This is a genomic window from Mesorhizobium sp. M1D.F.Ca.ET.043.01.1.1, from assembly GCF_003952385.1.
Lineage (GTDB): Bacteria > Pseudomonadota > Alphaproteobacteria > Rhizobiales > Rhizobiaceae > Mesorhizobium.
This window is the reverse complement of record NZ_CP034444.1, coordinates 6,519,996-6,545,637: the sequence shown is the minus strand read 5'-3', so window position 1 is coordinate 6,545,637 and position 25,642 is coordinate 6,519,996. Positions and strand designations below refer to the sequence as shown.

Sequence of the window (25,642 nt, the reverse complement as noted above, 5' to 3'; positions counted from 1 at the left end):
AGAAGCTCGGGCGCTACCCGTGCGTCAAAAACCAGCCGTCGAGCCGCGCTTCCAGCGCCTCGACGATGCTCTCGTCGTCCAGTTCCTCGATCACTTCGGCCACGAAAGCCTTCACCAGCAGGCCCCGGGCGGTCTTCTCGTCGATGCCGCGCGCCATCAGGTAGAACAGATGGTCGTGATCGATCTCGGTGACGGTGGCGCCATGACCGCAGACGACGTCGTCGGCGAAGATCTCCAGCTCTGGCTTGGTCGAGAACTCGCCGTCGTCCGACAACAGCAGCGTGTTGCAGGCCATCTTGGCGTTGGTCTTCTGCGCGTATTGATGCACGTTGATGCGCCCCTGGAAGACGCCGCGCGCCTTGCCGGTCACCACGTTGCGCATCACTTCGGTCGAGGTCGTGTGCGGCACGGCATGGTCGAGCACCATGGTGGTGTCGGTATGCGTGTCGCCGGCCAGCAGGTTGATGCCGCGCAGCTTGAAGTCGGCGCCCTCCCCCGTCGTCCTGACCACCACTTCCTGGCGCACCAGCCTGCCGCCGGCGTTCATGACGAACAGCGTCAGCTTCGCATCCTTGCCGATATGCGCCTTGAACTGGGCGAGATGGGTGGCCGTGGCCGACTGCTCCTGCACGATCAGCCAGGTCACTTCGGAGCCATCGCCGACCATGAGCTGGCTCACCGAGCTGACCAGAGCATCGCTGCCTTCGCCCGCCTGGCGCTCGACGATGACCGCCTTGACGCCAGCGCCGACGCGCGTCAGCAGCCGCACATGCGTCTGGCCGCCGGACTGCAGGTTCTGCAATTCGATCGGCTTTTCCAGTTCAGCGCCGTCGGCGATGTCGACGAAATAGCCGTCGGCGACGAAGGCGGTGTTCAGCGCGCCAATCGCGTCATCGGCGCCATAGGAATCCAGCCCCGGCGCTACGCTGCCGTCGGTGAGTTTTTCCGACAGGCGCTGCACCGTGACGCCCTCGATCTCGGGCAGCTTGGCGTTCGAGACGCCGTTCAGCACTGGCAGCACGGCGGAACCGTCGAGAACCGGATCGAGCGCCTTTGCGATGCCGTCTGCCTCGAAGGCCGGCACCGAGGTCAGCAGCCGGCGCAGATCCGTATAGTGCCAGGATTCGATGCGCCGCGTCGGCAGGCCGTGCTTGATCGCCTCGATCGCGCCGTCGCGCTTGACCATCACCGCGCCGTCGCCGGGCAGCAGCGACAGCCGCTCGCCGAAGGCATCGATCAGCGCCGTTTCGGCCAAGGTCCGCTGGGGCTGTGCGTGCATGTTCATTGCTCTCGCCTCACTCGGCCCCATCTCACGCGGCTTGCCCGATAACGCCGGCATAGCCGTTGGTTTCGAGGTCGAGCGCCAGCGACTTGTCGCCCGACTTGATGACCTGGCCCTTGTAGAGCACGTGCACGCTGTCCGGCACGATGTGTTCGAGCAGGCGCTGGTAGTGGGTGATGACGACGATCGCGCGCTCCGGCGAGCGCAGCGCGTTGACGCCATCGGCGACGATCTTTAGCGCGTCGATATCGAGACCGGAATCGGTTTCGTCGAGCACGCAGAGCTTCGGCTCGAGCAGCTTCATCTGCAGGATCTCGGCGCGCTTCTTCTCGCCGCCGGAGAAGCCGACATTGAGCGGCCGCTTCAGCATGTTCATGTCCATGTTGAGCGAGGCCGCCGCCTCCTTCACGCGCTTCAGGAACTCCGGAACCTTCAGCGGTTCCTCGCCGCGCGCCTTGCGCTGCTCGTTCATCGCCACCTTCAGGAACTCCATGGTCGCGACACCCGGTATCTCCATCGGATACTGGAAGGCGAGGAAGATGCCGGCGCTTGCGCGCTCGGCCGGATCCATTTCAAGGATCGACTGGCCGTTATAGAGGATGTCGCCCTCGGTGACCTCATAGTCCTCGCGGCCGGCGAGGATGTAAGAGAGCGTCGACTTACCCGAGCCGTTCGGGCCCATGATGGCGGCGACCTCGCCGGCTTGCACCGTCAGGTTCAGCCCGCGGATGATCTCGGTGCCGTCATCGACGATGCGGGCATGGAGGTTTCTGATTTCAAGCATTCTTGTTCGTCCTATCCGTAGCCGCCTGCCCGGCTAAATCCGATTTATCAACTGCTTCAAGGCTTCCAAAAGCCCCTGCCAAAAGCCAGCCGGCGAATAGGCCGCGACAAGCAACGCAACACCCGCGGCGCCCAAACACAATGCCAGTTGCAGCCTCTGTTCCCAGCTGTCCATTCGATCCCGCAGATAGACGTGCTTTTCTGCGGATTCACGTTTGGGCGCCTTTGTCACCCCACACTTCCCTCGAGGCTGATGCCAATCAGCTTCTGCGCCTCGACGGCGAACTCCATCGGCAACTGCTGGATGACGTCCTTGACGAAGCCGTTGACGATCAGCGCGATCGCCTCCTCCTCGGGAATGCCGCGCTGCATGACGTAGAACTTCTGGTCCTCGGATATCTTCGACGTCGTCGCCTCGTGCTCGAACTTCGCCGTCGCGTTCTTGGCTTCCATGTACGGCACGGTGTGCGCGCCGCACTGGTCGCCGATCAGAAGCGAGTCGCAGTTGGTGAAGTTGCGGGCGTTGGTCGCCTTGCGATGCGCCGAGACCTGGCCGCGATAGGTGTTCTGCGAGAAGCCGGCGGCGATGCCCTTCGAGATGATGCGGCTCGACGTGTTCTTGCCGAGATGGATCATCTTGGTGCCGCTATCGACCTGCTGGTAGCCGTTCGACACCGCGATCGAATAGAACTCGCCGCTGGAATCGTCGCCGCGCAGGATGCAGCTCGGATATTTCCAGGTGATCGCCGAACCGGTCTCGACCTGCGTCCACGAGATCTTCGAGCGGTCGCCACGGCAGTCGCCGCGCTTGGTGACGAAATTGTAGACGCCGCCCTTGCCCTCGGCATCGCCCGGGTACCAGTTCTGCACCGTCGAATATTTGATCTCGGCATCGTCGAGCGCGATCAGTTCGACCACCGCCGCATGCAGCTGGTTCTCGTCGCGCTGCGGCGCCGTGCAGCCCTCGAGATAGGAGACATAGGCTCCCTCCTCGGCGATGATCAGCGTGCGCTCGAACTGGCCGGTGTTCTTCTCGTTGATGCGGAAATAGGTCGACAGCTCCATCGGGCAGCGAACGCCCTTCGGCACGAAAACGAAGGAGCCGTCAGTGAACACGGCCGAGTTCAGCGTGGCGTAGAAATTGTCGGTGGTCGGCACGACCGAGCCGAGATATTTCTGCACCAGTTCCGGATGCTCGCGGATCGCTTCCGAGATCGAGCAGAAGATGACGCCGGCCTGAGCCAGCTCCTTCTTGAAGGTGGTGACGACCGAGACCGAATCGAACACGGCGTCGACCGCGACGCGGCCCGACTTGTAGACGTTGTCGTTGGCTTCCTCGAATTCCGAGTCATCGGTCTTCTGGACGCCGGCAAGGATCTCCTGCTCCTTCAGCGGGATGCCGAGCTTCTCATAGACCTTGAGCAGTTCGGGATCGACCTCGTCCAGCGACTTCGGGCCGGGCGTGCTCTTTGGCGCGGCGTAGTAGTGGATGTCCTGGAAGTCGATCTTCGGATAGTGGACGCGCGCCCAGGTCGGCTCTTCCAGCGTCAGCCATCGCCGAAAGGCGCCCAGACGCCATTCCAGCATCCAGTCCGGCTCGCCCTTCTTCTCGGAGATCAAGCGAATGATGTCTTCGCTCAGGCCCTTGGGGGCCTTGTCCATCTCGATCTCTGTCTGGAATCCGTATTTATACTGGTCGACGTCGATCTTTCGGACTCGATCGATCGTCTCCTGCACAGCAGGCATAAGCGTTCTCCATCCACGCCGGGGTCAAGGCCCGGCAGTTTTCAAACTATGGCACCGCTTGGGACCGGGCACCTGCGAGGCGCCCGGAGCGGCGTAAGCTCCATATAGTGCGTTTCGACCGGGAATTCACCCGGCCAAGACAAAACGCACGGCTCTACCAGGCCGAATGGCCTGAATTTCATTTCGAACCGGATTCGGGAGCCCTGGGCCCGCATCCGATGCTCCTGCCGCCGTCAGGCAGCTTTTTCCTTCCCGGCCCGGCGCGCGACAACGCCCCCAGGGCTTTCCGGAACGCCTCGATCTCCTCGCCACCCGTGGCGCGGCCGATCGAGACGCGCAGGGCGCCGAGGCTGTCGCCGTGGCCCATCGCCTTCAGCACATGGCTTGGCCCGACCTTTCCCGACGAGCAGGCTGAACCGGCTGACAACGCAACGCCGGCGAGATCGAAGCCGATCTGCGCCGTTTCGGCCTTGACGCCTGGAATAGCGAAGAATGTCGTGTTGGCAAGCCGTGGCGCCGCCGCTCCAAAGATTTCCGCGTCGGGGGCGAGCTCCTTCAGGATCGCCTCGATCTCGTCGCGACAATGCGCGACCGCATCCATCGCATCCAGGCCGGCGAGTGCTGCCCGCGCCGCAGCGCCGAAACCGGCGATGCCGGGAAGATTCTCCGTGCCGGCGCGATGGCCCTTTTCCTGGCCGCCGCCATTGATCAGCGGCTGCGGCATCATCAGGTCGGTCTGGGCGACGATGGCGCCGACGCCCTTTGGGCCGCCGATCTTGTGCGAGGACAGGATCAGATAGTCGGCATAACCGGCTGACATGTCGATCGGAATCCGCCCGGCAGCTTGCACGGCGTCGACCACCAGCACACCGCCCTCCCGCTTGACGATCTCCGCGATGCGGCCGACCGGCTGAACGACACCCGTCTCGTTATTGGCGGCATGGATCGCCACCAGCGGCAGGCCGTCGGCCCTGTCGTGCGCGGCCAGCGCCTTGGCCAGCGCGTCGAGGTCGGCAACGCCGTTCCGATCGACGCCGATCCGCGTCACCTGCGCGGCCGGAAAACGTCCGCCACCGAGCACGCAGGGATGGTCGGCCTCAGAGACGTAAAGGCGGCTCATGCGGATGGCGCCGCGCCCCATCTGCCAGTCGGGGGTGAGCAGCGTCGACGCGGCTTCCGTCGCGCCCGAGGTGAACACGACATGTTCGGGCCTGGCGTTGACCAGCCTTGCCACGTCGCGCCTGGCGTCCTCGATCAGCCGGCGCGCCGCGCGGCCCTCCGAGTGCACCGACGACGGATTGGCGGCATCGAGCGCGGCGACCATCGCCGACCGCGCCTCTGCCATGAGAGGTGCGCTGGCGTTGTAGTCGAGATAGGCGCGAGTTGCGGCCATTTTCCTTCCGTCGGTCCCGTCAGCAGCCAATCCGCGAGGATAGCGCGTTATTTCCTTGAAATTGCAAGGCAAGCCGTCCTATTTACCCGGCTTGCGGCGCGGGCGACCGGACCATTGCGTTTTCGGCCACCCAGTTTTGAACAATTCTAAACTAGCTTCTAGGAAGACGCTTGCCCGGCGTCAAGGCCACAGAATGGGCCAAAGGAAGAGTCCGGGCCAAGGGAAAGCGCCTTCGAATGCCACGTGGAGTATTTTATGCCTGAGGTCATTTTCGCCGGTCCGGCTGGTCGCCTGGAGGGACGCTACCAGCCTTCCAAGGAAAAGAGCGCGCCCATCGCCATCGTGCTGCACCCGCACCCGCAATTCGGCGGCACGATGAACAACAAGATCGTCTACGACCTCTTCTACATGTTCCAGAAGCGCGATTTCACCACGCTTCGCTTCAATTTCCGCGGCATCGGCCGCAGTCAGGGCGAGTTCGACCATGGCACCGGCGAACTGTCGGACGCTGCCGCCGCGCTAGACTGGGTGCAGTCGCTGCATCCGGATTCCAAGAGCTGCTGGGTTGCCGGCTATTCCTTCGGCTCGTGGATCGGCATGCAGCTGCTCATGCGCCGGCCGGAGATCGAGGGCTTCATCTCGGTCGCCCCGCAGCCCAACACCTACGACTTCTCCTTCCTGGCGCCCTGCCCGTCGTCCGGGCTCATCATCCACGGCGATGCCGACAAGGTGGCGCCACCGAAGGACGTGCAGACGCTGGTCGACAAGCTGCACACGCAAAAGGGCATCACCATCACGCAGAAGACGATCTCCGGCGCGAACCATTTCTTTGCCAACCACGCCGAACTGCTGATCGACGAGTGCGCCGACTACCTCGACCGGCGACTGGCGGGCGAGCTCGCCGATCCGCGGCCGAAGCGGCTGAGATAGGCTGCGGGCGGTCTCGGCGGCAAATAGCCATGAAACGCTGAACCGCTCTAAGGGTGATCGGCTGACAGGTTTTCGCGGCTCTGCCGAGCTGACGCTATTCTGTCTTTGGGCCCGCTCGACCATCCCAGCCGGAACGTGCGCTTGGGCACCGGTCTGCTCGAGGATGGCCGCCGGAAGATGAAGCCGAGCCGCGCGAAGACCAGTCCCGAGACGATCGCGAAGGCAAGACCAAGCCCGAAGCCAGCCACCGTGTCGCTCGGATAATGCGCGCCGACGAAGACGCGCGTCGAGGCGATGCAGGCCGTGACCGCCAGCGCGATATGCCAGCGTTTTGGGAACAAGAGCAGCAGGATGCCGAACACCGCTCCCATCGTCGTGGCGTGACCGGACGGAAAACCGGCGAAGCGCGCATCCATGGCGAAGGGATGCAGCGACAGCACGCCGAAGTCGTTGAAATAGAGCGGGCGCGCGCGGCCGATGCCGTATTTCAGCAAATTGACCGCGAGCCCGGAAAGGCCGACGGCGCAAAGCACCAGGAAGGCAAGGCACGTCCAGTTGTAGACGAGCAGCCGCGTTTGCCGGGAAAGGCGCCGCCAGTCCGTCAGATTGGCCGCGACGAGACAAAGAGCCGCGGGGATGAGGTACCAGCCGCCCAGGCCGAAATCGGTGAAGAAATCGGTGAAATGGACGAAGCCGGGCGTCCACTCTCCGCGCATCCTGCCGGCGGCGCAATCGAGGCTAAGGAAAGCGGCCGCGGCAAGCAGCACCCAGGCGAGTGCCCAAACCGGCCATGCAATTTGCGGGTAGCGCGCCGGGCGCACGGCAAAGCGTCGCCTCACGATCGCAATCGTGTCGAGGAAATTGGCGAACGAACGGCGGTAGAGGGCGACGGCGGACATGGTTGAATCTACAGGGGGGTTTGGGACCCGATACTATTCCTCACGGGGCCACCCGATATAGGCCGAGCGCCAGCTTGTCTCCTGACGAATAGTTGAGCCCGTCGATCTCGGTAAGCCGCTTCGCCGACTTGCCCTGCCCGGCAAGCAGTTCGTTGAGCTTCTGCTCGTCCTTGATTGGGGCAAGTCCCAGCGCGCAGGCAGGATCGGCAGCCAGGTGTTTTGCGACGCCGTCGACATCGGTCAGCACGGTGTTGGTGCCGACCAAGAACACCACGCTCGGTTCGTGATAGGGAGACGAGGCGAGGACAGTGGTATCGCAAGGACGGTTGGCATCGACCAATGACTTGATCGCGGGGCTCAGCCAGATCGGCTTCAGCGATGGTGCAATGGCCCCGAACAGCAGGCTGAAGGTGATGCCGGCGCCGACGGCGATCGCCGCGATGCGTCCGAGCGGCACCTGCAATTGGCGCGGGAAGGCGAGATAGCCGGTGATCAGAGCGGCTATCGCCGCCGGGAGGCTCCACCAGGAGAAGGCTTTGGCGAAATAGATCGGCGCCCCGATGCACACTGCGGCCAGCCCGATGGATACCACGACCACGCCGAAGGCCGTCGCCCACCACAGCCAGTTCTGCCAGCGCTTCAGCGGCGCGTTGGCCTGGTCGGCCGGCAAGGTCAGCAGCCAGCCGATGAGCAGCGCCATGCCGGGATAGGCCGGCATCACATAGTGCGGCAGCTTGGTTGGGATCGCCTCGAAGACCAGCCAGAACGGGATATACCAGGAGAGACAGAAGCGCAGGCGCGGATCGTCCCGGAAGCGGTTGATGGCCTGCAGCCCGGCGCCGACCGCGATCAAACCGAAGGGCCACATGAACAGCGAGTAGGTGAGCATGTAGAAGCCGGGCGGCAAGCCGTGCGATTCCTCGCCTTGCGCCACCTTGTTCAGCATGTCCTTGCCGACCGCCTCCTGGAAGAAGGCGCCGCCGCTCTTCCAGCTGATGAGGATGAGCCAGGGCAGCACGATGACGAGCACGATTGCGACGCCGCGCACCAGCTTCAGTTTCAAAAGCCAGCGCCAGTCGCGGTCGAAGGCGAACAGCGCCGCGGCCGTGAGCAGCGACAAGAGCGGGGCAACAGGCCCTTTGATGAGGATGCCCAGCCCCTGCGCGATCCAGAAGATCCAGGGCAGATGGACGGCCACCGGCTCTTTGCGGCGCGCGGCCAGATAGACCTGCGCCAGCGCGCCTTGCGCCGCCACGCAGCAGGCCAGAAGCATCGCGTCGGTCTTGGCGTCGCGGCCCTCGAAGGCGGTGGCGAAGATCGCCGCCATCATCAGCCCGGCGGCAAGGCCGGCATTGGCGCCGAAGAGCTTTGTGCCCGTCCAGCCGACGCCGACGACGGCGAGCGCGATGCCGAGCATGGAAACCAGGCGATAGACCCAGATCGGGGCTTGCGCCCCCTCGCCGCTCAGCGCGACCGCCGCCGATTGCAGCCAGTAGATGCCGATCGGTTTCTTGTAGCGCGTCACATCCTGCAGACGGATGTCGATATAGTCGCCGCTTTCGACCATCTGCTTGGTCGACTGGACAAAACGAGATTCGTCGCGGTCGACCGGCGGCAGGCTTGCCAGCCCGCTGACGGTCACAAGGATGCTGAACAGAAAGAGGATGAGGATGTTCCTGTTCATCGCGGGAGCTTGTCCGATCTGAGATTGCGGGATGGCCCCGTCGCGGCGCTTGGGGAGCGCGCTGCCCTTGCGCGGGCGCCTCATTACGCCAGCAGAACGGGCGAAGCAAGGATGCGCGGCGTTGCGGGCGATCAAACGCAAGGCCGGAACCACTTTTGCTGATCGCGCAATTTCAGTGACGGGCGATCGGACGCAAAACCGGAAACCACTTTTGCTGATCGCGCAATTTCAGTGGCGGGCGATCGGACGCAAAACCGGAAACCACTTTTGCTGATCGCCCGCTGATGCTAAACGCGCCCCTTCACGTCACGCTCGGCCGGGTTCCGGGCGAACTCCGGGAATAAAAGATGTCTGCCTTCAAGTCCGATTTCTTGCGCGTCATGAGCGAGCGCGGCTTCATCCACCAGATTTCGGATGAGGCTGGCCTCGACCAGCTTTTCGCCAAGGAAACGGTGAGCGCCTATATCGGCTTCGACGCGACCGCCAAGAGCCTGCATGCCGGATCGCTGATCCAGATCATGATGCTCCACTGGCTGCAGCAGACCGGCCACCGGCCGATCGCGCTGATGGGCGGCGGCACCTCGATGATCGGCGATCCTTCCTTCAAGGACGAGGCGCGCAAGCTGCTGACGCCGCAGGACATCGACGACAACCTCGCCGGCATCCGCCGCAATTTCGCGCCCTATCTCAAATTCGGCGGCGGCGCCGGCGACGCCACCATGGTCAACAATGCCGACTGGCTGATGGAGATCAACTACGTCAATTTCCTGCGCGATGTCGGCCGGCATTTCTCGGTCAACCGCATGCTGGCCTTCGATTCCGTGAAGCTCAGGCTCGACCGCGAGCAGTCGCTGTCGTTCCTCGAGTTCAACTACATGATCCTGCAGGCCTACGACTTCGTCGAGCTCTACAAGCGCTTCGGCTGCCGGCTGCAGATGGGCGGTTCCGACCAGTGGGGCAACATCGTCAACGGCATCGACCTTGGCCACCGCATGGAGAATGCGCAGCTCTATGCGATGACGACACCGCTGCTCACCACCTCGTCCGGCGCCAAGATGGGCAAGTCCGCCTCGGGCGCGGTCTGGCTCGATGCGGATATGCTGTCGCCTTACGAGTTCTGGCAGTACTGGCGCAACACCGAGGACGCCGATGTCGGCCGCTTCCTGAAGCTCTACACGACACTGCCACTCGACGAGGTGGCGCGGCTCGAAAAGCTCGGCGGCTCGGAGATCAACGAGGCGAAGAAGATCCTCGCCACTGAGATAACCGCCATGCTGCACGGCCGTGAGGCTGCCGAAACGGCGAGCGAGACCGCGCGCAAGACCTTCGAGGAAGGCGCGCTCGCCGACACGCTGCCGAGCGTCGAGGTGGCCAGGGCCGATCTCGAGGCCGGCATCGGCATCCTGTCGCTGTTCGTGACCGCCGGGCTCGCGGCCTCCAACGGCGAGGCGCGCCGGCACATCCAGGGCGGCGCGGTGCGTCTCAACGACCAGCCGGTGACGGACGACCGCCGTGTGGTGACGTTTGAGGATCTGGGTGCCGAAGGTGTCGTAAAACTCTCGCTCGGCAGGAAGAAGCACGTGTTGGTGCGGCCGACCTGACATAAGGCTGCCGCAGCAACCGGCTGAAACATAAGCGCGGCCGCAACGACATTCGGTAGAAACACGCCTCCTCAAACTTCCTGCTGCCGGAATACGACCGGATCGCGGTGCGGGAGGCGTTTGGCATGGATCGGTTGGCCGCTGTCGTTCGTCGCGCGACGGAGCGCGATCAACAGGCGATTTGCGCGTTGGTGCATTCGGAGCGTCTGAACCCAAGCGGCATCGACTGGCCGAACTTCCTGGTTGCGGCAATGGAAGGCCGTATCATCGGCGCGGTGCAGATACGCAAACATGCCGATGGCTCACACGAGCTCGGATCGCTCGTCGTTGCCAAAGAGGCGCGGGGCCAAGGGGTCGCTTCGCGCATGATCGATGCGCTGCTCGCCAACGATCCGAATCCCGTTTGGCTGATCACGGCTGCGCCCAATGCCGGCGCCTATTCAAGGTGGGGTTTCAAGCAAATCGAGACGCGGTCGGCGCCGGCGAAGGTGCGACGCAACCATCTGTTGGGAAGCCTGGCTCGCATCATCTCCTTTGTGATGCGGCGGCCAATGCGGCGATTGGTGATTCTGGAGCGTCGCCCCAGGGGCGAATGAGGACTTCGCGAACATCCATATCCGTCTTCGGCGTAAAGCGGGACAGGGCATCCGCCCACATCGAACCTGGTCGCCCAAGTGATCGGGCTTGACATCACCTGTATTCGAAGATCGACCTGAATATCCCGGGCGCCACCACGGACAGCGGATTGATGTTGAGCGTCGGTTTGTTCGCGTTGCCGCGCAGCCGGTAGGTCACGCCGATCAGGCCGCGGTCGCGGCCGTTGCCGAGCAGCGGGCCGAACAGAGGCAATTCGCCAAAAATGCGGTTAAGCCCATAGACCGGCATGAAGGTGCCGGTCATGTCCATATTGTTGTCCTGATCATAGAGCGTGCCCTGGAAGGTGGTGCCGATGCGCGGACCGCGCAGCACGCCGTTGGCCAGCCTGAGATAGCCGACCCCCTTGTCGATCTCCGCGAAGCCGCGCTCGAACTGCACTCTTGAGGTGTCGATATCGGCCTTCACCGCCTGGTTGAGGCTGCGCGTGTCGCCGGCGGGCTTGGTCGACACGATCGACGCAAGCTTCGGCTCATTGACGACGTAGAAGTTGCTGGCGTCGACCTGCCCCCTCATCGGCCCGTCGCCGGCGCCCGAGAGCGACAGCGTGATTGCCCCGCCCTCCATGTGCTCGTAGATGTTGAGGAAGCGCAGGATGGCGCCGGCATCGGCCGATTTCATCCTGAGCGAGCGGCTGCCGTCGCCAGCCATGTTCTTGACGGTGATCGCAGCACCCGAACTTGCCGTCGCGCTGACGTCGAGGCCGTTCACCCGCGAGCCGGCACCGCTGTAATCCAGCTTAAGGTTCGACAGCACCTCGTCGTGGAAGCCTGTAAGCGACTTCACGTCGGCGCTGACCGAGATCGCGTCGGCGCCTGCGCCCTTTGTCGCAGTGTCGACATCGGAGGTGAACTGCTTGATGAGCGAGCGGGCGTCGAGGGATTCGCCGCTGACATCCACCGCATAGTTCTTGCCCGACCGCTTCACCGATACCGCGACGTCGTCGCCCCTGTTGAGCGCGACCTTGCTGAAGCGGGCCGAGGACAGCGCCCCGTTGACCAGCGTCACGTCGCCGTCGACCGAAAAGCTTTTGCCCTCGAGATCGAAGTCGGACAGCGTGGTCGTGCTGCCGGACTTCGCCATCGTGAAGGTGACCTTGGCCGGGATGCCTGGCCCCTTGCTCCACCCGGCCCATGGGATGTCGACCCTTGCGTTGGTCAGGTCGGCCGACACGTCCTGACCGTCCTGCCCGCTTTTGTCGATCGCCACCTTGATAGTTCCCGAAAGCAGTGGCGACAGGCCGGGCATCGTCGCGTCGCGCGTCTTGTCGTCGAGTACCAGCGCCACCTTGCGGCTGCGCGGCGGACCGTTGTCCTCAAGCGGTTCGACCAGATCTAGCTCTGCCGGAATGCCGTTCAGCTTCGCCTTGGCCGATATCACCGCTCGATCGGGGCTGACGGTGATCGACCCGTCGGCCTCGGTCAACGTCTGGTCCTCGAACGGCTTGGCCAAAGACAGGTCCTGGTAGTCCAGCGCCACCAGCCAGTCGAGCCTCGAGGTGTCGACGCCGGAGGTCAGCGGAATGTCGGCCCGCACATGCCCGGTGACCGTGCCGCCCAAATCCTCCGGCGCGAGACCGATATGGCGCATGGCATTGATCGGCTCGTAGGAGGCGAGTTCGGCGATTGCCGGCGCTTCGCCGGCGACGTCGATGTCGAGCGCGCCGATGACCGGCGAATGGTTCGCCTCCTTCACCGTCAGAGTGCCGCCGCTTGCCGAAACGGTGCGGCCGCTCGGCATATAGACGCTGCCCGAAGAGAGGCTGATGTCGACGTCGTTGCCATGGAAGGCGACCACGCCGATGGCGTCGCGGATCGGCGGAATGCGGCCAGCGGTGTCGAAGCGCGAGCCCTCGACCTGGAAGCGGCCGAACACCTCGTCGCCGGAAAGCGGAACGCCGTTGCCGAGCCTCCCTGGCACGACCTGGAACTGCAGGTTGGCATCGACCACGCGGCCGCCGAACAGATTGTCCAGCACCCAAAGCCGCGCGTTGCGGGCGGAGAACCAGGGCCACAACTGCTTCACATGCGAGACCGGCATGTCGTGGACATTGAGCGAAAGGGACACACCCGGCGGGCCATTGTCTATGAAGGCGAGCGAAGCGGTGCCCAACACCTCGCTCGGACCACCGGACCGGACGCCGATCTGCTCGGCGACGAGCTTGCGGCTCTTGGTCTGGTAGACGCCGGCGATGCGGGCGAGGAACCGAAGCGCCGGCTCCGGCGATTCCGACGGCGCGAGCGTCGAGCCGTCGCTGACGAGGTCGTAGCGGTAGGACGGCTCCTCGCCCGCGGCGGCGGGCTTCGGTCCGATCGAGCCGGAGAAATCGAAGGTCGAGCGGCCGGTCTTGATCAGCAGACTGTCGATCGAGATCTTGTTCGATCCCGCGACGAGCGTGGCTTTGGCATCGATGTCGCCCGGCAGCAGTCCGCGCGAGCCGAGATCGAGCACCGAGCCGCCGAGCGACAGCGAGGCCGTCAGCCGCGACGGCGTTTCGCCGGACGCTTCGGCGCCCGAGAGCTTCAGCGCGATCGAACCAAGCTTCCCGCCCTGGCCAACGGCGTTCCCGCCGCTGGAGCTTCCCTGAACCGGAGTTCCGCTCGCGTCCGCCACCTCGAGGCTGGCATCCAGCGATGCGATCCGCCCCGCGCCCGGATCGCGTGCCGTGGAGGCAGTCAGGCTGACATGCCGGCCGTCGACGCTGGCATCGGACGACAGTTCCATGCTGCCCGTGCCGGTCTGCGCAACGGTCGCCTCGGCGACGGTCACACGCTTGACCGGTCCGCCTGCCGGCAATTCGAATTCGACATTGCGCAGATCGACCTGGCGCATCGAATCCTCGCGGATCGCGTCCAGCGCCTCGTTGGCGCCGGAAAACACCGCCGCCGACACCTTCTCCGGATCGACGAGACCATCCTCGTTGCGCAGCGCCGCCGTCCAGTCGCCGCCGCCGGACGGCATCGCGGCGACCATGATGTGGGCATCGGAGAACGTGGCGCTGGTCAGCCGGACCTCGCCGGACAAGAGCGGCAGCAAGCGCATGCCGAAGCGGACGTGCCCGACCTCGGCCATCGGCTTGCCGTCGGCCGTCTTCAGGCTGACGTCGCTCACCTGCAGCGCGACGAAGCTCGACCCGTCGAGCGTCAGCCGCGGCGGTCCGACGGTGACGTTGACATCGACGCCGGCGAGCTTTTCGATGGCCGTCTCGGCTTCGGCGCGAAGCCGCTCCGTGCCGATGCCCGATGTGCCGAGCGCAAACACCCCAGCTGCCGCCAGAAGCACCAGCGCGCACAGTCCCGCGAACACCCGGCCGATGATGCGGAAGCGGCGGCGCACCGAAGCACGGCCGAGCGGCGGCACGCCGCACGCTGACGGAAATGCTCCCAGGTCAGTGATCTCGTCACGCCTGAACCTGATCTTCTCGTGCTGCGGTTGCTCCTGATCCAAGCAATATTCCGTTGTAAACGAACTCGTCGTGGACGAATCCCCGCCTCCCGTTATATCGATGCTCGATCCGCGCGTAACCTCGGACAAGGGCATCGACATGGCTGATCTCGACGTGGGCGACGTTGCGCCGCAATTCGATCTTCCGCGCGATGGCGGCGGCTCCCTCAGCCTTGCCTCATTCCGGGGAAAGCCTGTCGTACTCTACTTCTATCCGCAGGACGACACCACAAGCTGCACCAAAGAGGCGATCGGCTTCTCGCAGCTGAGGCCGGAATTCGACAAGGCCGGCGCCGTGGTCATCGGGCTGTCCCCCGATAGCGTGAAGAAACACGACAAATTCAAGGCGAAATACGATCTTGCCGTCGATCTCGTCGCCGACGAGGAGCGCAAGGTGATCGAGGCCTATCATCTGTGGGTCGAGAAGACGATGTATGGCCGCAAGTATATGGGCGTCGAGCGCGCCACCTTCCTGATCGGTAAGGACGGTCGGATCGCCCGCATCTGGCGCCAGGTGCGCGTCAAGGGCCATGCCGAGGAGGTGCTGGCGGCGGTGCGCGCGCTCTGAAGCCGGGGGAACCCACCTGGCTTTCTCGGTATCGCTGGACGATTTTTGCCGGCCTCCCCCTGCCGCAACCCGCCACCCGCAATGCGGGAACTGGTTACGTCGACATTACGGCCAGCAAAGCTTTGTTAACCCTAATAATGTGTAATGCCGGCTGTCGTTGGAGTCGTAACGAAAGCTCGGTCCCGTGAACCCAAACGGTCAGTCAGCGGTCTTCGGCAGGCGTAAGGAGCCCCATACGGTCATTATCGCCAGGGGCAACGAGATCAGGCATTTCACCATCCGTCCCTGGCTTGCCGCGTTCATCGGATCGGCGCTCGCGGCGATCGCCATCGGCTATCTGCTCGCCACGTCCTACCTGGTGCTGCGCGACGACCTGATCGGCGCCACGACCGCCAGGCAGGCGCGCATGCAGCAGGCCTATGAGGATCGCATCTCCGCGCTTCGCGCCCAGGTCGACCGCATCACCAGCCGCCAGCTACTCGACCAGCAGCTCATGGAGACCAAGGTCAGCGAGCTGCTGGCCAGGCAGACCCAGCTCAGCCAGCGTCATGGGCGGCTCGGACCGATCCTCGAACGCGCCGAAAGCGAGGTCGGCGATGTGCCGGCCGCGACCGATACCGCGACGAAACCCGATGAGCATGCCGACGCAACCGGCAATCTTTCGCAGGCTCCGACCTACTCGGTGGCATCCTTGAGCGCCGGCGATACAAGACCCTTCTCGCTGTGGTCGACCCGGTCCGATCCGCTCGATAGCGAAACGTCCGCGGATCGCGCCGACAAGCTCTTCGTGTCGATCAACGCATCGCTCAAGGCCATCGAGAACCAGCAGCTTTCCCGCATCACCACGCTCGCGGACAATGCCTACAAGAACGCCGATGCGATCAGTCAGGCGCTCGAAGCCGCCGGCCTGCCGGTCGACGCCGAGCTCGACAAGAACGATGTCGGCGGGCCGCTGGTCCCTCTCGATTCCTCGATGATCTTTGACAGCAAGGTCAAGGAGCTGGACGAAGCTCTTGATGCGCTTGATCAAGTCAAGAAGGAAGCGCGCAAACTGCCGCTCACCAATCCGGCCCCCGGCCATGCGGTGACCAGTCCGTTCGGCGTACGCACCGATCCGATCCTCGGTACGGCGGCGTTGCATACGGGAATGGATTTCAGGGCGCCGATCGGCATGCCGGCCAAGGTCACGGCCGCCGGCGTCGTCACCAAGGCGGGCTGGAACGGCGGCTATGGCCGCATGGTCGAGGTCGACCACGGCAATGGTTTCGCCACGCGCTATGGGCACTTGAGCGAAATCGACGTCACCGTCGGCCAGAAGCTCGCGGCCGGCGACGTGATCGGCAAGACCGGCAGCAGCGGCCGCTCGACCGGCCCGCATCTCCACTACGAGGTGCGCCACAACGGCGAGGCGGTCGACCCGCTGCGCTTCCTCGCCGTCGGCAAGAAGGTCGCGCAGTACCTGTAGCGCGTCACGCGCCGCGCAACGGCGAGCTTCGCCAATCCACCCGCATTTGACCCAGCAGGCAGCACGGCTGATTGACTCACCATTGGGCGGCTGCAGCAAGGCAGTCCGCCAAGAGCGGCACGCGGACAGGTCCTACCGCTCCTACCCTTCCCGAGCCTCAGAATCCCGTCGGCAAATTATTTTTGAATTCCATTTGACTGAATAAATCTTCTCTGCGAACCTTGCGTCAACTGGGAGCGCAAGCCATGGCGTTGCGGGGAACAAATCAGGAGTTCGGGCGGCCGTACAACCGGCGCATCGTGCTCGAATCCATCCGCCGCCTCGGCCCCATCGCCCGCGGCGAGATCGCCCGGCATGTCGGGCTCACCGTCCAGACGGTATCGACCATTGTTCGAGAATTGGAGGAGCAAGGCTATATCCTGTCGGTTCGCGAGGAGCCGAAGGGCCGCGGCCTGCCGCCGGCGACACTCCGCATCAACCCTGAGGGCGGCTATGCGGTCGGCATCCACCTCACCCCGCTCGGCATCGACGCGGCCCTCATCAACCTCAGCGGCGACGTGATCGAAAGCGCGCATCGCCAGGCGCCCCATGCGGCGCCCGACGAAGCGTTCGAGGCGATCGGCGCCATGGTTGCCGAATTGACCGGTCGCCGCTCGGGCGGACGCGTCATCGGCATCGGCATGGCGCTGCCGGGACCTTTCGGCGTCGAACCGATGAGCTTCGTCGGCCCGACGACCATGGCCGGCTGGCAGGACGTTCCGCTGCGCGAGCGGTTGACTGCGGTCACCGGCCTGCCGGCTTTCTTCGAGAACGACATGGCTGCCGCGGCGATGGGCGAACGCTTCTATGGGCTCGGCGCAAAGCATTCGGAATATTATTATCTCTACTTTGGCGTCGGGCTCGGCGGCACCATGCTGCATGACGGCAGCGCATTGCGCGGCGCGTGGGGCAACGCCGGCGAGATCGGCCACATCCCGGTCGTTCCGGGCGGCGAGCTTTGTCCCTGCGGCAACCGCGGCTGCCTCGAACGCTACGTCTCGCTGGACGCGCGCGGGCGCTGGAACGGCAACGATGCCGACTGGGTGAGCGAGATCACGCCGGTTTTCCGCAACGCGATCGCCATCATAGAAAACCTCTTCGATCCGGAGACGATCGTCCTCGGCGGACTTGCCTCGCCTGCCCTGCTCGAACGGCTGGCGGCATCTGTGGGGCCGCTGCACAATTCGGTCTCGGCCCGAAAGGACCGCGTGGCGCCAAGAATCCTCGTTGCGCAGGGCGGCCAGCACGCAGTGCTTAGAGGGGCGGCAGCGCTTGCCGTTTCCGGTGTGCTTTCGCCGCGCTTCGGCCAGATCTTCACTGCCAAGCGGCAGCGCGAGGGCGACCCTCTGAAAAGCGGAGACATCGCGGCATGAGCGAACCCCTGCTGGTCCTCGACAACGTCACCAAGAACTACGGTGCCATCCAGGCACTGAAGGGCATCAGCTTTTCGATCGCGCGCGGCGAGGTGGTGGCGCTTCTGGGCGACAACGGCGCCGGCAAGTCGACGCTGGTCAAGATCATCGCCGGCGGGCTGGAACCGACCTCCGGCCGCATGCTGTTCGAAGGCAAGGACTTCCTCGCCAAATCTCCGGCCGAGGCCAAGGCGGCCGGTATCGAGACGGTTTACCAGGACCTCTCGCTCTGCACCAATGTCGACGTGGTGGCGAATTTCTTCATGGGCCGCGAGATCACCCGCAAGGTGCTCGGCGTCCCCGTGCTCGACGAACGCGCCATGGAGGCCGTGGTGACCAAGGCGCTGGCCAATGCGGGCACGCGCATTCCCTCGCTGCGCACCAAGGTCGAGCATCTCTCGGGCGGCCAGCGGCAGGCGATCGAGCTCAACCGCTTCGTCCATTGGGGCGGCAAGCTGGTGCTGCTCGACGAGCCGTTCGCCGCCCTTGGCGTCGAGCAGACGCGACGCGGCCTCGACATGATCCGCCAGGTGGCGAGCCAGGGCATCGGCGTCGTCATCATCACTCACATCATGCAGCAGGCCTTCCAGGTCGCCGACCGGATCGTGGTGATCCGCCAGGGCGTCGTGGCGGGCGATGTCGCGCGCAACAAGACAAGTCCCGACGCGGTGATCAACATGATTACCGGAGAGACGCTCGCCGGTGCCGGACCGGCGAACTGAGGGACAAATGAGGGGTCCGGCGCAAGAGGAGCGAACGACATGAAAAGAGTACTTCTTTCCGTCTTCGGTTTCCTGGCACTGGCCTTTGCCACGCTCACGCCGGCATTCGCCCAGTCCAAGGGCACCGTCTATTACCTGGTGCCGACATTGCTAGATGAGTTCCAGACCGGTTCGGTGACCGCGCTGGAGCTGTTCCTGAAGCAGGTCGGCTACGACTTCAAATCGCTGAACGCCGACAACAAGACCGACGCCCAGCAATCGCAGATGAACGACGTCATCGCGCTGAAGCCCGCCGCGATCGTACTTGCGGCGGTCGATTTCAACGCGCTGAAGCCGTCCGTCGAAGCCGCCCGCGCCGCCGGCATCCCGGTGGTCGAGTTCGACCGCCAGATCACCTCCACCCCGTCCGACTTCACCTCGGTCGCCGGCACCGTCGAGATCGGCTACGTCGCCGCCGATCAGGCCGAGAAGCTGCTGAAGGCGAAGAACGGCGCGGTGAAGGGCAAGGTCCTGCAGGTGCTCGGCGATCCCGGCGATCCCTACACGCTCGACATTCAGAAGGGTTTCGAGGAAAAGATGAAGGCGTTCCCGGACGTCAAGATCATCTCGCTGCCGGCCATGCAGTGGGAAGCGAGCAACGCCGGCACGATCGTCGCCGACCAGATGCTCGCCAATCCCGACATCGACCTGATCTTCAGCCATGCCGCGCATCTCTCGGTCGCCGGAGTCGCCTCGCTCGAGGCTGCCGGCAAGAAGCCCGGCGACGTCATGATGATGAGCTCGAACGGCGCACCGGTCGGTCTCGACCTGATCCGCAAGGGCTGGCTCAACGTCGAAGTCGAGCAGCCGCTCTACGCCCAGGCCGCGGCCGTCGCCATGTTCATGGACAAGGTCGTCAAGAAGGAAGAGATCAAGCCCGGCGAGTATGAGGTGCTTGGCCTGAAGTCGACGGTGACCAAGGAAGCCTGGGGCCCGAACATCAAGATCCCGGGTGCCGCCATCACCAAGGAGAACGTCGACAACCCGGCCTTCTGGGGCAACCAGAAGTCGCCGACGGAAACCGTGAAACCGGTCGAGTAACCACGAGGACCGCTCCGGGCTACCCGGCCCGGAGCGCCCTTCAAAAGCGCCGCGCGCATCGAAGCGCGTGAGGCCGCAACATTGTCAAACACGCGCGCCAACCGGATCAGCTCATGAACCCCCGCACCCGCCATGCTCTCGAGCTCATTCTCGACAATCTCGTCTGGTTCATGCTGGTCTTCGTGCTGGTGGTGTTTTCCCTGGTCATTCCCAACTACTTCCAGCTCGGCATCTTCGCCAACATCATCGAAGCCTCCAGCGTGCTGGGCGTGATGTCGATCGGCCTCGCGCTGGTCATCATCGCCGGACACATGGACCTGTCGGTCGAGTCGGTCGCCGCGCTCAGCGCCATGGCGGTCGGCATACTGTTCTGCTCGTCGGGCATCGGCCTTGGCGTGCAGTTGCACCCGGAATGGCTGATGGTTCCGGTTTCGCTGCTGCTGGCTGTCCTCGTCGGCGGCATCATCGGCGCCTTCAACGGCGTTTTGATCGTCAGGCTGAAGATGAGCGCCTTCATCATCACGCTCGCCTCCTACATCTGGGTGCGCGGCCTGGTGCTTGTGGTTTCCGGCGGCCGCTCGGCGCAGGACCTGACGCCGGCGATCCGCTGGTTCGGCATCCAGCGCCTCATCGGCCTGCCGCTCACCGCCTGGATCGCCATCGCCTGCTTCGTCGTCTTCTCGCTGATCATGGCCAAGACGCCGTTCGGCCGGCATCTGGTGATGATCGGCGGCAACGAGACGGCGACCTTCCGCGCCGGCATCCGCGTCAACCGCAACCTGATCATCGCCTTCGTGCTCGCCGGCGCCATCGCCGGGCTGGCCGGCTGGCTGCTGGCCATCCGCACCTCCGGCGCCACCGCCAATCTCGGCGTCGGCCTGCTGTTCAACGCCTTCGCCGCCGTCGTCATCGGCGGTGTCAGCCTGAAGGGCGGCGTCGGCACGCTGCCCGGCGTCTATGCCGGCGTGCTGCTCCTGTCGGCCATCAACACCGCCATCAACCTCATGGGCCTGCCGGCCAACTTCACCCAGGTCATCCACGGCCTCTTGGTGCTGGCGGCCGTGCTGCTCGACGCTTTCAAGCAGACCATTCGCCAAAAACTCGCATGAAAGGGCGGCTTCTATGACCGGACGCTTGGAGGGCAAGGTGGCGGCGATCGTCGGTGCCGCGCGCGGCATCGGCAAGGGCATAGCTGAGCGTTTCACCGAGGAAGGCGCGAAACTCGTGCTTGCCGACAGCGAAACCGAAGCCGGCCAGGCGAGCGCCGACGAATTGGGTGCCGCCTTCATTCACACCGACATTTCGAAGATGGCCGACGCGGAAGCGGTGGTGGCATTGGCAATTGCGCGCCACGGCCGCCTCGACATCATCGTCCAGAACGCCGGCATCTATCCCTGGCAGTTGATCGAGAACACCAGCCCGGAAGACTGGGACCGCGTCATGGCGGTCAATCTGCGCGGCAGCTTCAACGCCGCGCGCGCCGCGTTGCCGCCGATGAAGGCGCAGGGCAGCGGCCGCATGCTCTTCACCTCCTCCATCACCGGCCCGCAGGTGAGCAGCCCCGGCCACGGCCACTACTCGGCAAGCAAAGCCGGCATCAACGGCTTCATCCGCGCCGCCGCGCTGGAGTTCTCCGGCTACGGCATCACCGTAAACGGCGTCGAGCCGGGCAACATCCTGACCGAAGGCATGAAGCTGCATCGCGACGCCGCCTTCATCAAGAGCATGGAGGACGCCGTGCCCCTCGGGCGCCTCGGCACGCCGCGCGATGTCGCCAACGCCTTCCTGTTCCTTGCCTCCGACGACGCCGGCTACATCACCGGCACGACCATCGTCGTCGACGGCGGCCAGCTCCTGCCCGAAGGTCAGGATTTTAGGCTGACGCCGCCGTGATGCTTGATTTTGTGCCGAAAAGCTGGGGACGAAACTGGTGGGCGATGACGGGCTCGAACCGCCGACATCTTCGGTGTAAACGAAGCGCTCTACCAACTGAGCTAATCGCCCGCTCCGGGCCGGACCTTTAAGCAGTTAGGGCTCCATTCGCAAGGCCCAATGAACAGCCGGCGCACCCGCTGTCAGGCGGATTTCCCCAATGGCGGCGCAGTTGTCAAAAAACCTTCTCCAGTTTGCTGTTATGCTCACATGCCGCGCTTGACACCCGCAAACGAACCCCTTATCCAGCGCCCCAACGACGAACACGCCTGACACGTGCTCGTCAGTGCGCGGGTGTAGCTCAGTCGGTTAGAGTGCCGGCCTGTCACGCCGGAGGTCGCGGGTTCGAGCCCCGTCACTCGCGCCATTTCATCTCGGAAATCATTGAATTTATTATCCTGCCGATCCGGCGAGGAAATTATTCGATTTCTCGTTTCTGCACCGTGGCGGCAGGACGAGGCAGGCGAACAACGTGGATGCTCTCTGCCGCGCCCTCGAACTGGCCTCGCCCCGCGGGCTTGCCATTACATTAGCAGTTGCTTGTAAACGGAACCAGGAACATAATTGCCTGGCGAGGAGCTTTGAGGGAGGTTCCTATGCGATGGCCCTTGGTCGTGATCGCGCTGGTTATTGGCCTGATCCTCTGGGACCACTTTGCCAATGACAGCGCCTATACCGCCGATGTCGAGCGCAGCTTTGCATCTCTGAATATGCCGGGGGGCTGGCGCGCGCCCCCCGCCATCACCGTCCACAATCCAGACGACCAATGAACGATCCAAAGCAATTCCAGGAAAAGTGCAAAGCGGTTTTCCGTCCGGAATTCGCGTAAAAACAAAGAGATAGCGCGCTTCGCCGTTCCATGAAACGGTGAAACGCCCTGGCCGATCCGCCCGTGCGTTTGTTCGTCAGCCGTTCGGATAGTAGCCGCCATCGGCACCGTCACCCATATAGGTTCCCTGGCCGGTCGCATTCTGAAGCCGCTGATCCAGCGCATTGATCTGCCCCAGCGCAGAACGGTCTCCGGAAGTCAGCGCGGCACGCTGGATGGTATCCGCCTGCTGCATCAGGTCGCGGGCCTGGTCCTGCGTGATCTTGCCGGCCTCCCTGGCCTGACGGATTCCTTGCTTCAAGTTGAGCAGCTGCTCTACCGCCGCTCGCCGTGCCGGATCCGTCGGCACCGACGCAGTGGTTGTGGTGTCGACCTGTGCCCTGTGGTGACGGTGCACCGCATTGGCGCTCGAAAGCGGTATGGCGGCGAAGATCGATGCGGCCGCAACGAGTTTTGACGTGAAAGAGCTCATGATGGCATCTCCCTATGATGGAGGAAGCGGCAAAACCGCTCTCCGAATGGGCCGTCTGGTCGCGTCGTGTCACGGTGTGGGGGCATGCATCGCCGGCGGTTCTCGGCCCGCGACGAGATAGAGAGGCCGCCTCGGCGTTGAAACGGCGGTGGAACGCACGTTATCCGATGTGATCGAGCGTGGCTGGAAATACGCTGGCTACCCGTCTGTTTTGGGCGAATCCCGGGCGCTCTTTAGAAGCCTGTGCTCCACCTTCCCTTGAACTGCCTCAAGAAAAGATGGCGGCCGGTGGGCCATAGCTGTCGTCGTCTTTTTCAGGATGCGCCACTTGCCTCATTTCCCGTTCTCCGAAGCGAGCCCGATTCAATATCCCGGTCCCCCGCCGGAACGTTCGGACGTGGTGATCATCGGCGGCGGCATTATCGGCGTGACGACAGCGCTTTTTCTTGCCCGGCGAAACATCTCGGTAACGCTGGTCGAAAAGGGACGGATCGCTGCCGAACAATCATCCCGCAATTGGGGATGGATCCGCAAGCAGGGACGCGATGCGGATGAGCTGCCGATCGTGATCGAGGCGTCCCGTCACTGGCGGCAGCTGGCCGAGGAATGCGGTGAAGACATCGGCCTGAAGCAGACAGGCGTGACCTATCTGGCAAGCTCCGACCGCCAAATGGCCGGCTTCGATAAATTCATCAAGATCGCCGCTGCCCATGAGATCGACACCCGCCTCCTGAACGCGCGGGAAACCGCCGGTCTCATCAAAGGCATGTCGCGCAGTTTCAAGGGCGCGATGACGACACCTTCCGACATGCGGGCGGAGCCTTGGCTGGCCATGCCCGCTCTCGCTCGGCTTGCGGCCCGCAACGGCGTCAAGATCGTAGAGAATTGCGCGGCGCGAACCCTCGAAATCGCGGCCGGCAGGGTCAGCGGCGTGTGGACCGAGGCGGGTCGCATCGAAACGTCCAGCGTTCTGCTCGCCGGCGGCGCGTGGTCTTCCCTGTTCCTGAGAAGACACGGCGTCTCCATTCCCCAGCTCAGCGTGAGATCGACCGCTGCGGCAACGGAACCGATGCCTGAAATCCATGCCGGTGCCGCGGCGGGAGAGCATATCGCTTTCAGGCGCAGGCAGGATGGCGGATACACGCTCGCTCCGGGAGGCAGTCATTTGCTCTACCTGGGACCCGACGCGTTCCGGCACGCAACGAAATACCTTCCCGCCCTCATGGCCAGCCCGTTCGGGTCACGCTATTCGCCGGCCGCGCCGACGGGTTACCCGGATGGCTGGTCGACGCCGCGTCACTGGACGCCGGATTCCCCAAGTCCCTTCGAAAGGGTGCGGGTGCTCAATCCGACTCCCGAACGTTCCAGTCTCCGCTCGATCGAACGCAATTTCAGGCGCCTGTTCCCGCAGCTCGAGTCGGTCCGCCTGAAGGCAAGCTGGGCCGGCATGATAGACGCAATGCCGGATGTCGTCCCCATAGTGGATCGCGTGCAGGCGATCATCGGCCTTGTCGTCGCAACGGGCATGAGCGGTCACGGCTTCGGCATCGGGCCGGGAATTGGTCGGATCGTCTCCGACATGATCCAGGGAAACGAGCCCGGCCACGATCTGACCCGCTTCCGCCTGTCGCGCTTTTCAGATGGAAGCGCCATTCGGCCGGGCCCTGCCCTTTGAGCATTTTGCCGCCAGGCGGTATCGCTTGGCGCCACAGAAATGCGAGCAAACAAGGAGATAGAGCACGGCGCTGAAGCTCCGCTCCGGGTTGATTGCGCCGAATACCGTGCCGGCCCTGGAAGTCCCTGCGCCGGAACCATTCCGCCATTGCCTCGTTCCGCCCGAGGGCAAAGCACGGGAGAGACAAATGGCTGTGAGATGTCGCATTTCGATTGACGATTCCAGGGATGTGGACGAGCTCGCCTTCCAGGAACTGCCGCGGGTAGGTGAAAGCATATCGATTCCGGTCGAGCGGTCGAATATGGACCTTCGCGTCCTGCGTGTCGTGCATATGCCCGGCAGCGAGCAGGGCGCAACGACGATGCTGGAGCTGACAAGCAAGATCCTCTGAGGGCCGCGATTGGCATTTTGCGAGAACTGATCTTTGAGCTGAAGTCGCTTTGTTCGGCGCAGAGGTGGTATCGCTGCTTCTGCGCACGACGCTTCAAGTTTACAGGCGGTATCTAAGCCTTTTGGAGAGCTATTGTCTTTGCTCGGACGGATTAATGTAATCTTCTGAAATAACGGGGTGCCAACTTGGCAAATGAAAGCGCGAAGTGTAGGCATCTTGTGCCAGAGAATCTGGTTTCAGAGGCCGAAGCGCGCCGTGATTTTCTCAAGAAAGCTGGCCGGTTTGCAGCGATGACTCCGCCGGCCATAACGCTTCTGCTAGGCACAAGCCTGACCTCCAAGGCTATCGCGAAATCTGGCGGATCACCTCCAGTCAATTCGGGCGGATCAACTTCAAGCAATGGAGGGGGAGGCAACCACTTTCACCCCCGCCCTCGCGTCCAAGGTTTCAAGTCCGGTGGAGGCCGCTCAGGGGGCGACAACTATGGTGGCGGATCTCACGGCGGCTCAAGGGGCGGCGATCCGAACTAAGCAATTCCAGGAAAAGTGTGAGCGGTTTTCAGTCCGGAATCGCGTAAAAACAAGGAGATAGGGGGTTTCGCCGTTTCCGTGAAACGGTGAAACGCAATAGCCCCCCGCCAG

General features: G+C 63.9%; 23 protein-coding genes, 2 tRNA genes and 1 pseudogene. 16 read left to right on the top strand and 10 right to left on the bottom strand.

The annotated features are described in order from the left end of the window. Positions 1–13: 13 nt before the first annotated feature. From sufD to EJ067_RS31430, 5 genes and pseudogenes are all read right to left on the bottom strand, one after another. A complete protein-coding gene (gene sufD / locus EJ067_RS31450; protein ID WP_126088979.1) occupies positions 14–1,285 on the bottom strand; it encodes a Fe-S cluster assembly protein SufD in 1,272 nt (423 codons plus the stop codon). 25 nt (positions 1,286–1,310) lie between these two features. Then, entirely contained in the window at positions 1,311–2,066 is a 756-nt protein-coding gene (gene sufC, locus EJ067_RS31445) for a Fe-S cluster assembly ATPase SufC (RefSeq protein WP_126088978.1), read from the bottom strand. Between the two features lie 33 nt (positions 2,067–2,099). Beyond that, on the bottom strand, positions 2,100–2,297 hold the full coding sequence (locus EJ067_RS31440) for a hypothetical protein (protein WP_126088977.1): 198 nt from the start codon (positions 2,295–2,297) through the stop codon (positions 2,100–2,102). Further along, positions 2,294–3,811 carry a Fe-S cluster assembly protein SufB gene (sufB, locus tag EJ067_RS31435; protein WP_126088976.1) on the bottom strand — a complete coding sequence of 506 codons (1,518 nt, stop codon included), beginning with the start codon at positions 3,809–3,811 and terminating at the stop codon, positions 2,294–2,296. The genes EJ067_RS31440 and sufB overlap by 4 nt, the downstream gene beginning before the upstream one ends. Positions 3,812–4,044: 233 nt before the next feature. Then, a pseudogene (locus EJ067_RS31430) lies at positions 4,045–5,204 on the bottom strand (cysteine desulfurase family protein). Between the two features lie 255 nt (positions 5,205–5,459). On the opposite strand from EJ067_RS31430, the gene EJ067_RS31425 reads away from it, so the two are divergent. Continuing rightward, a complete protein-coding gene (locus EJ067_RS31425; protein ID WP_066995082.1) occupies positions 5,460–6,134 on the top strand; it encodes an alpha/beta hydrolase in 675 nt (224 codons plus the stop codon). A 47-nt stretch (positions 6,135–6,181) separates the two neighbouring features. On the opposite strand, the gene EJ067_RS31420 is transcribed toward EJ067_RS31425, so the two are convergent. Both EJ067_RS31420 and EJ067_RS31415 read right to left on the bottom strand, forming a co-directional pair. Continuing rightward, positions 6,182–7,033, bottom strand: a complete 852-nt coding sequence (locus tag EJ067_RS31420) for a phosphatase PAP2 family protein (RefSeq protein WP_126088975.1) — start codon at positions 7,031–7,033, stop codon at positions 6,182–6,184. 40 nt (positions 7,034–7,073) lie between these two features. Next, a complete protein-coding gene (locus tag EJ067_RS31415) occupies positions 7,074–8,717 on the bottom strand; it encodes a glycosyltransferase family 39 protein (RefSeq protein WP_126088974.1) in 1,644 nt (547 codons plus the stop codon). A gap of 67 nt (positions 8,718–8,784) precedes the next feature. Between EJ067_RS31415 and EJ067_RS31410 the strand changes: the two genes are divergently transcribed. The 3 genes from EJ067_RS31410 (at position 8,785) to EJ067_RS31400 (ending at position 10,914) form a co-directional block, all read left to right on the top strand. After that, on the top strand, positions 8,785–8,991 hold the full coding sequence (locus EJ067_RS31410) for a hypothetical protein (RefSeq protein ID WP_126088973.1): 207 nt from the start codon (positions 8,785–8,787) through the stop codon (positions 8,989–8,991). Positions 8,992–9,064: 73 nt separating this feature from the next. After that, positions 9,065–10,318 carry a tyrosine--tRNA ligase gene (gene tyrS, locus EJ067_RS31405; RefSeq protein ID WP_126088972.1) on the top strand — a complete coding sequence of 418 codons (1,254 nt, stop codon included), beginning with the start codon at positions 9,065–9,067 and terminating at the stop codon, positions 10,316–10,318. Between the two features lie 125 nt (positions 10,319–10,443). Next, entirely contained in the window at positions 10,444–10,914 is a 471-nt protein-coding gene (locus tag EJ067_RS31400; protein ID WP_126088971.1) for a GNAT family N-acetyltransferase, read from the top strand. 94 nt (positions 10,915–11,008) lie between these two features. Here the strand turns inward: EJ067_RS31400 and EJ067_RS31395 are convergent, their stop codons facing one another. Further along, positions 11,009–14,419 carry a DUF3971 domain-containing protein gene (locus tag EJ067_RS31395; RefSeq protein WP_126088970.1) on the bottom strand — a complete coding sequence of 1,137 codons (3,411 nt, stop codon included), beginning with the start codon at positions 14,417–14,419 and terminating at the stop codon, positions 11,009–11,011. Positions 14,420–14,516: 97 nt separating this feature from the next. Between EJ067_RS31395 and EJ067_RS31390 the strand changes: the two genes are divergently transcribed. The 7 genes from EJ067_RS31390 to EJ067_RS31360 all read left to right on the top strand — a co-directional run bounded on the left by EJ067_RS31390 (position 14,517) and on the right by EJ067_RS31360 (position 21,595). Continuing rightward, positions 14,517–14,984 (top strand): peroxiredoxin, encoded by a 468-nt coding sequence (locus EJ067_RS31390; protein ID WP_126089816.1) that lies wholly within the window; start codon positions 14,517–14,519, stop codon positions 14,982–14,984. Positions 14,985–15,168: 184 nt separating this feature from the next. Beyond that, complete coding sequence (locus tag EJ067_RS31385) at positions 15,169–16,449, top strand: M23 family metallopeptidase (protein WP_126088969.1); 1,281 nt, start codon at positions 15,169–15,171, stop codon at positions 16,447–16,449. 245 nt (positions 16,450–16,694) lie between these two features. After that, positions 16,695–17,861, top strand: coding sequence for an ROK family transcriptional regulator (locus EJ067_RS31380; protein WP_126088968.1), 1,167 nt, complete (start codon positions 16,695–16,697; stop codon positions 17,859–17,861). Further along, positions 17,858–18,622 (top strand): ATP-binding cassette domain-containing protein, encoded by a 765-nt coding sequence (locus EJ067_RS31375; protein ID WP_126088967.1) that lies wholly within the window; start codon positions 17,858–17,860, stop codon positions 18,620–18,622. Before EJ067_RS31380 ends, EJ067_RS31375 begins: the two co-directional genes overlap by 4 nt. 39 nt (positions 18,623–18,661) lie before the next feature. Beyond that, entirely contained in the window at positions 18,662–19,702 is a 1,041-nt protein-coding gene (locus tag EJ067_RS31370) for a sugar ABC transporter substrate-binding protein (RefSeq protein WP_126088966.1), read from the top strand. Between the two features lie 113 nt (positions 19,703–19,815). Further along, positions 19,816–20,811 (top strand): ABC transporter permease, encoded by a 996-nt coding sequence (locus tag EJ067_RS31365; protein ID WP_126088965.1) that lies wholly within the window; start codon positions 19,816–19,818, stop codon positions 20,809–20,811. 13 nt (positions 20,812–20,824) lie between these two features. After that, entirely contained in the window at positions 20,825–21,595 is a 771-nt protein-coding gene (locus tag EJ067_RS31360) for an SDR family oxidoreductase (protein ID WP_126088964.1), read from the top strand. 35 nt (positions 21,596–21,630) lie between these two features. Here EJ067_RS31360 and EJ067_RS31355 read toward each other — a convergent pair. Continuing rightward, positions 21,631–21,706 (bottom strand) — tRNA-Val (locus EJ067_RS31355). Between the two features lie 218 nt (positions 21,707–21,924). On the opposite strand from EJ067_RS31355, the gene EJ067_RS31350 reads away from it, so the two are divergent. Both EJ067_RS31350 and EJ067_RS34825 read left to right on the top strand, forming a co-directional pair. Beyond that, a tRNA-Asp gene (locus EJ067_RS31350) sits at positions 21,925–22,001 on the top strand. 241 nt (positions 22,002–22,242) lie between these two features. Then, positions 22,243–22,404, top strand: a complete 162-nt coding sequence (locus tag EJ067_RS34825) for a hypothetical protein (RefSeq protein ID WP_189510210.1) — start codon at positions 22,243–22,245, stop codon at positions 22,402–22,404. A gap of 135 nt (positions 22,405–22,539) precedes the next feature. Here the strand turns inward: EJ067_RS34825 and EJ067_RS31340 are convergent, their stop codons facing one another. Beyond that, positions 22,540–22,935, bottom strand: a complete 396-nt coding sequence (locus tag EJ067_RS31340; RefSeq protein ID WP_126088962.1) for a hypothetical protein — start codon at positions 22,933–22,935, stop codon at positions 22,540–22,542. A 328-nt stretch (positions 22,936–23,263) separates the two neighbouring features. On the opposite strand from EJ067_RS31340, the gene EJ067_RS31335 reads away from it, so the two are divergent. From EJ067_RS31335 to EJ067_RS35565, 3 genes are all read left to right on the top strand, one after another. Further along, entirely contained in the window at positions 23,264–24,610 is a 1,347-nt protein-coding gene (locus EJ067_RS31335; protein WP_126088961.1) for an FAD-binding oxidoreductase, read from the top strand. A gap of 187 nt (positions 24,611–24,797) precedes the next feature. After that, positions 24,798–25,001 carry a hypothetical protein gene (locus EJ067_RS31330; RefSeq protein ID WP_126088960.1) on the top strand — a complete coding sequence of 68 codons (204 nt, stop codon included), beginning with the start codon at positions 24,798–24,800 and terminating at the stop codon, positions 24,999–25,001. A 218-nt stretch (positions 25,002–25,219) separates the two neighbouring features. Next, positions 25,220–25,531 (top strand): hypothetical protein, encoded by a 312-nt coding sequence (locus EJ067_RS35565; RefSeq protein ID WP_126089815.1) that lies wholly within the window; start codon positions 25,220–25,222, stop codon positions 25,529–25,531. Positions 25,532–25,642: the final 111 nt, after the last annotated feature.